The sequence below is a fragment of the Microbacterium sp. genome (genome assembly GCF_039812165.1).
GTDB lineage: Bacteria > Actinomycetota > Actinomycetes > Actinomycetales > Microbacteriaceae > Microbacterium.
The window spans coordinates 1-5,414 of record NZ_JBDIAB010000188.1; the positions used below are offsets into that span (position 1 = coordinate 1).

Genomic DNA, 5,414 nt, shown 5'->3' on the forward strand with positions numbered 1-5,414 from the left:
CGACAGGAAGGACAGGAGCAGACATGCGAGCCGCACGACTGATCACCGCGGTGGACTCCCACACCGAGGGGATGCCCACGCGCGTCGTCACCGGAGGCGTCGGAGTCCTCCCGGGCGCGACGATGAACGAACGCCGCCGCCACGTGCAGCAGCACCGCGACGATCTGCGCACCTTCCTCATGTGCGAGCCGCGCGGGCACGCCGCCATGAGCGGCGCGATCCTGCAGCCCCCGACGCGCCCGGACGCCGACTTCGGCGTGCTGTACATCGAGGTCTCGGGGCTGCTGCCGATGTGCGGCCACGGCACGATCGGCACCGCCACCGTGCTCGTCGAGACCGGCATGGTCGACGTGACCGAGCCCGAGACCGTCATCCGGCTCGACACCCCGGCGGGGCTCGTGATCGCGCGCGTCGCGGTCGCCGACGGTCGCGCGCAGCACGTGACGATCGAGAACGTGCCCAGCTTCTGCGAGCGGCTGGATGCCACCGTGTCGGTGCCGGAGCTCGGCATCGAGGCCCTGCGCTACTCGCTCGCGTTCGGCGGCAACTACTACGCGATGGTCGACCTCGACGACGTCGGACTGCCCTTCGACCGCGCCCGCAAGGACGACATCCTGCGCGCGGGTCTCGCGATCATGGCGGCGATCAACACGCAGGACGCCCCCCGGCATCCCGAGATCGAGGGCGTCGACCATGTCCACCACGTGGAGTTCATCGCCCCGGGGTCGGACGCGCGGCTGTCCCGGCACGCCATGGCGATCCACCCCGGATGGTTCGACCGCTCCCCGTGCGGCACGGGGACCTCGGCGCGGATGGCGGAGCTGCACGCGCGCGGCGAGCTCTCGCTGGGAGAGGACTTCGTGAACGAGTCCTTCATCGGCACCCGCTTCGTCGGGCGGCTCGTCGGCACCGCCCAGGTGGGCCCCCATCGAGCGGTGATCCCCACCATCACCGGACGGGCCTGGATCACCGGCTTCGGCCAGTACGTGCTCGACCCCACCGATCCGTTCCCCGCAGGCTTCGAGTTCTGACCTTCCCACCCCGACAGGAGCATCCCATGAGCAACGTCGCCCCCACCACGCCCGAGCAGCTGGACGTCATCCTCGACGCGGCACGGGCCGCCGTCCCGATCTGGAGCGCGACGGCGCCGTCCGAGCGTGCACGGGTCCTGATCGCCGTCGCGGACGCCCTCGACGCCGACGCCGAGCGCCTCGTCGGCATCGCGCAGCGCGAGACCGGTCTGAGCGAGGCGCGCCTGCGCGGCGAGCTCACCCGCACGATGGTGCAGCTGCGCCTGTTCGCCGACGTGATCCGCGAGGGCTCGTATCTCGACGCGCGGATCGACGAGGCCGACGACCGCTTCGTGCTGGGCACGCGTCCCGAGCTGCGCCGCGTGTTGACGCCGGTCGGGGTGGCGCTGAACTTCAGCGCGTCGAACTTCCCGTTCGCCTTCTCGGTGGCCGGCGGCGATTCCGCCGCCGCGCTGGCGGCCGGCCTGCCGCTCGTGGTCAAGGCGCACTCCGGGCACCCGGAGCTGTCCGTCGCGACCGCCGAGGTCGTCGCCGCGGCCGCGCGCGCGGCCGGTGCGCCAGACGGGGTCTTCGCGCTCGTCGTCGGCCAGGCCGCCGGAACCGCGGCGCTCGAGGACGACCGCGTCGACGTCGCGAGCTTCACCGGCTCCATCCGCGTGGGGCGCCTCCTCGCCGACAAGGCCGCCGCCCGACCGCGGCCCATCCTCTTCTTCGGCGAGCTGGGGAGCGTCAATCCTGCATACGTGACGGCGGCGGCACTGGCCGAGCGGAGCGACCAGCTCGCGTCGGGCTTCGTGGCCTCCGTCGCCGGATCCGCGGGGCAGCTGTGCACGAAGCCGGGCTTCCTCTGGATTCCGGGCGGGGCCGATGCGGCGGCGTTCGAGGACGCGGTCGCCCGGCACGCGGCGGCGGCCGCGGAGCATCGGCTGCTGAACCCCGGGATCGGCGCCGCCTACCTCGCCCGCCGTGAGGCGGTGCTCGCCGCCGAGGGCGTGCGGCTGGTCGCCGAAGGCTCGGTGCGCACCGACGACGACGGCCAGGTCTGGGCCAGCCCCACGATCGCCGCGATCTCGGCCGAGCGCCTCCAGCCAGGGGACGAGACCCTGCTCGACGAGGTGTTCGGCCCGTTCTCGCTCATCGTCGAGTACGACGACGAGGCCGCGCTCGCCGACCGGCTGGACGCGCTGTACGAGGGGAACCTCACCGGCACCGTGCACACCGGGAGCGGCGAGCAGTCGCCCTCGCTGAGCGCATTGGTCGCGCGGCTGCAGCGGAAGGTCGGCCGCGTCCTGTTCAACGGCTGGCCCACGGGGGTCGCCGTGACGTACGCGCAGCAGCACGGCGGACCCTACCCGGCGACGACCAACGACTCGTCGACCTCCGTCGGCACGGCAGCCATCACGAGGTTCCTGCGCGCGGTCGCGTTCCAGGACGCTCCGCAGGACGTCCTGCCGCCGAGCCTGCGCGACGACAACCCGTGGGGGATCCCGCAGCGGCGTGAGCCGGCCGGTGTGTCCCAGGCGTGGGGGCGGCGCGCAGATCCGGGTAGTAGCGTGTGACATTGTACTGATAGAGTGAACAGCGCATCCCGGACACCGCGTCACACGGACAGCGTCACCATGAAGGAGTGAGGACATGACTGAGAACAAGCCCTGGCACGGAGTGAACGTCGCCACGACCCTCCCCCTGCGCGAGGACCTCTCCGTCGACTACGACACGTTCGCCGAGCACGTCGCCTGGCTCGCCGAGAACGGCGCGGACGGCGTCGCCCCCAACGGATCGCTCGGCGAGTACCAGACGCTCACCGAAGCCGAGCGCCGCACCGTCGTCGAGGTGGCCGTCGAGGCCGCGCCCGCGGGGTTCGACGTCATCCCGGGCGTCGGCGCGTACGGGGCCCTCGAGAGCGTCCGCTGCGCGGAGCACGCGCGGGATGCCGGCGCGACCGGCGTCATGCTGCTCCCGCCGAACGCGTACCGCGGGGGCGAGGACGAGATCGTCGACCACTACCGCCGGGTCGCGGCCGTGGGCCTTCCCATCCTCGCGTACAACAACCCGATCGACACCAAGATCGACCTCACGCCTCCGATCCTCAAGCGGCTCAGCGACGAGGGACTGATCGTGTCGGTGAAGGAGTTCTCCGGCGACGTCCGCCGCGCCTACGAGACCAAGGAGCTGGCTCCCGCGCTCGACATCCTCATCGGCAGCGACGACGTCGTGCTGGAGTTCGGCATCGCCGGTGCGGTCGGCTGGATCGCCGGGTACACGAACGCCATCCCGCGTTCGACGATCGAGCTGTACCGCCTCTCGACCTCCGGCGACCCCGCCGACTGGGCTCGGGCGCGCGAGATCTACGTGGACCTCCACCCGCTGCTGCGCTGGGACTCCAAGACCCTGTTCGTGCAGGCGATCAAGCTGTCGCAGGAGGTCGCCGGACGCTGGGGCGGCCCGACGCGTCCGCCGCGGCTCGCGCTGCCGGAGGCCGTCCGCGCCCAGATCGTCGCCGACACCGAGAACGTGCTGGCGCTCGGCTACAACTGATCTCGGCGGCGGTCCGCCGGATGCCGGGGCCGACCGTGTGCGGGGCGGCCCCGGCATCCGACGTCGATGAAGTGTGAAGTGAGGACGATCCCATGGACCTCCTGTTCCTGTCCGCGGAGGAGATCGAGGCGCTGATCACCCCCGCCGGCGCGGTCGAGGCGATCGAGCGGGCGCTGCGCACGTCGGTGGACCCCGAGCTCGACGCGCCGCGCCTGTTCAGCCCGCTCGCCGCAGGCGAGTTCCTCCTCATGCCGGCGTCGTCGCCCGACGCGGTCGGCATCAAGGTCGTGACCGTGGCGCCGGGCAACCCGGCCCTCGGCCATCCGAAGATCCAGGCGCTCTACGTGCTGTTCGACGCCGAGACGCTCACGCCCCGCGTGCTGCTCGACGGCAGCTCCCTCACGCTCATCCGCACGCCGGCGACGACCGCGTTCGCGATCCGGCGCCTGCTCGAGCTCGACCCGCGCGGTGCGCGGAGGCACGTCGACCGCCTCGTGGTCTTCGGCACCGGACCCCAGGCGTTCGCGCACGTCCGCACGCTCGAGGCCGTGGTCGACGTGCGCACGGTCCTCGTCCGGGGGCGCTCCGAGGCGAAGAGCGCCGCCTTCGCCGAGCGCCTCACCGCCGAGACCGGGATCGCCGCAGCACCCCTGCGCGACGAGCTGGGTGCGGCCGACGTCGTGATCTGCGCGAGCTCGACCAGCGAGCCGCTGTTCGACGGCACAGTGCTGGCGCCCGACACCGTCGTCGCCGCGATCGGTACGCACGGACTGGAGGCGCGCGAGGTCGGCCCGGAGCTGCTCGATCGCGCGGACATCGTCGTCGAGGCCCGGGCCGCGGCGATGCGCGAGTACGGCACGCTCCTCCTGGCCCACGGCCGCGAGCACTGGCAGGAGCGCGGGCTGGCGAACCTGCGGGACCTCGCCGCCGGGGCATTCCGTCGCCAGGCCGGTAGGGTGGCTCTGTACGTGGGCGTCGGGATGTCGTGGCAGGACCTGGTGATCGTCTCGGAGGTCGTCCAGCGACGACGGTGACCGTGGGTCCCGTACGTCGAGAACCCAGGGGGCGCGCGTGGACTCAGAGCGGCGGAAGGCGGCGTTCGTGTCGCCGATCCTGCGCAGCAGCATCCGCGACACGGTCACGGCGGCGCTGCGCAGCGCGATCATCTCCGGTGAGATGGTCCCCGGCCAGGTCTACTCCGCACCGACGCTGAGCGAGCAGTTCGGCGTCTCGGCCACGCCGGTGCGAGAGAGCATGCTCGACCTCGCCAAAGAGGGGCTCGTCGAGCCGGTGCCGAACAAGGGGTTCCGGGTCACCGAGATCACCTCGCGCGACCTGGACGACGTCGCGAAGATCCGGCTCCTGCTCGAGCCCCCCAGCATCCGCGAGATCACTCCGATCGTGCCGGCCGGAGATCTCGCCGATCTGCGCCGGCTCGCCGACGAGACCGTGGATGCCGCGCGGACCGGCGATCTCGTGACCTTCCTCGACAGCGACCGCACGCTGCACCTGCGACTGCTCGGATACACGCGGAACGCGATGCTCACCGAGCTGGTCTCCGACCTGCGCAACCGCACGCGCCTCTTCGGCCTGCGACAGCTCGCCGACGCGGGCGTCCTCGACCGCTCGGCGCAGGAGCACCACGACCTGCTCGATGCGATCGAGGCCCGCGACGCGGTGCGCGCCGAGACCGTCATGATCACGCACATCGATCACGTGCGGCTCGACTGGTCGGGGTCGGACGCGCAGCCCGCCTGACCCCGGTGCCCGGTCGTGGCCGGCTGGGGAGCGGATGCCGGGCGCTCAGGCCCGCTCGTGCGGCGCCTCGTCGACCGTGATGCGAGC

Annotated in this window: 5 protein-coding genes; all 5 read left to right on the plus strand. The window is 72.2% G+C overall.

The genetic code is table 11. From position 1 onward, the window contains the following. The first annotated feature begins 23 nt into the window (after positions 1-23). The 5 genes from WML84_RS12395 to WML84_RS12415 all read left to right on the plus strand — a co-directional run bounded on the left by WML84_RS12395 (position 24) and on the right by WML84_RS12415 (position 5,327). Positions 24-1,031 carry a proline racemase family protein gene (locus WML84_RS12395; protein ID WP_347346451.1) on the plus strand — a complete coding sequence of 336 codons (1,008 nt, stop codon included), beginning with the start codon at positions 24-26 and terminating at the stop codon, positions 1,029-1,031. Continuing rightward, a complete protein-coding gene (locus WML84_RS12400) occupies positions 1,028-2,590 on the plus strand; it encodes an aldehyde dehydrogenase family protein (protein WP_347346455.1) in 1,563 nt (520 codons plus the stop codon). The genes WML84_RS12395 and WML84_RS12400 overlap by 4 nt, the downstream gene beginning before the upstream one ends. A 76-nt stretch (positions 2,591-2,666) precedes the next feature. After that, a complete protein-coding gene (locus WML84_RS12405) occupies positions 2,667-3,569 on the plus strand; it encodes a dihydrodipicolinate synthase family protein (RefSeq protein WP_347346452.1) in 903 nt (300 codons plus the stop codon). 92 nt (positions 3,570-3,661) lie between these two features. Then, entirely contained in the window at positions 3,662-4,603 is a 942-nt protein-coding gene (locus WML84_RS12410; protein WP_347346453.1) for an ornithine cyclodeaminase family protein, read from the plus strand. A gap of 37 nt (positions 4,604-4,640) precedes the next feature. Continuing rightward, positions 4,641-5,327: a GntR family transcriptional regulator gene (locus WML84_RS12415; RefSeq protein WP_347346454.1), complete on the plus strand. Its 687-nt coding sequence runs from the start codon at positions 4,641-4,643 to the stop codon at positions 5,325-5,327. The last annotated feature ends 87 nt before the right edge of the window (positions 5,328-5,414 follow it).

Excerpts from the sequence above, each read along its gene's own strand:
- WML84_RS12395 (WP_347346451.1), top strand. The coding sequence starts at position 24 with ATGCGAGCCGCACGACTGATCACCGCGGTGGACTCCCACACCGAGGGG.
- WML84_RS12410 (WP_347346453.1), top strand. The coding sequence starts at position 3,662 with ATGGACCTCCTGTTCCTGTCCGCGGAGGAGATCGAGGCGCTGATCACC.
- WML84_RS12405 (WP_347346452.1), top strand. The coding sequence starts at position 2,667 with ATGACTGAGAACAAGCCCTGGCACGGAGTGAACGTCGCCACGACCCTC.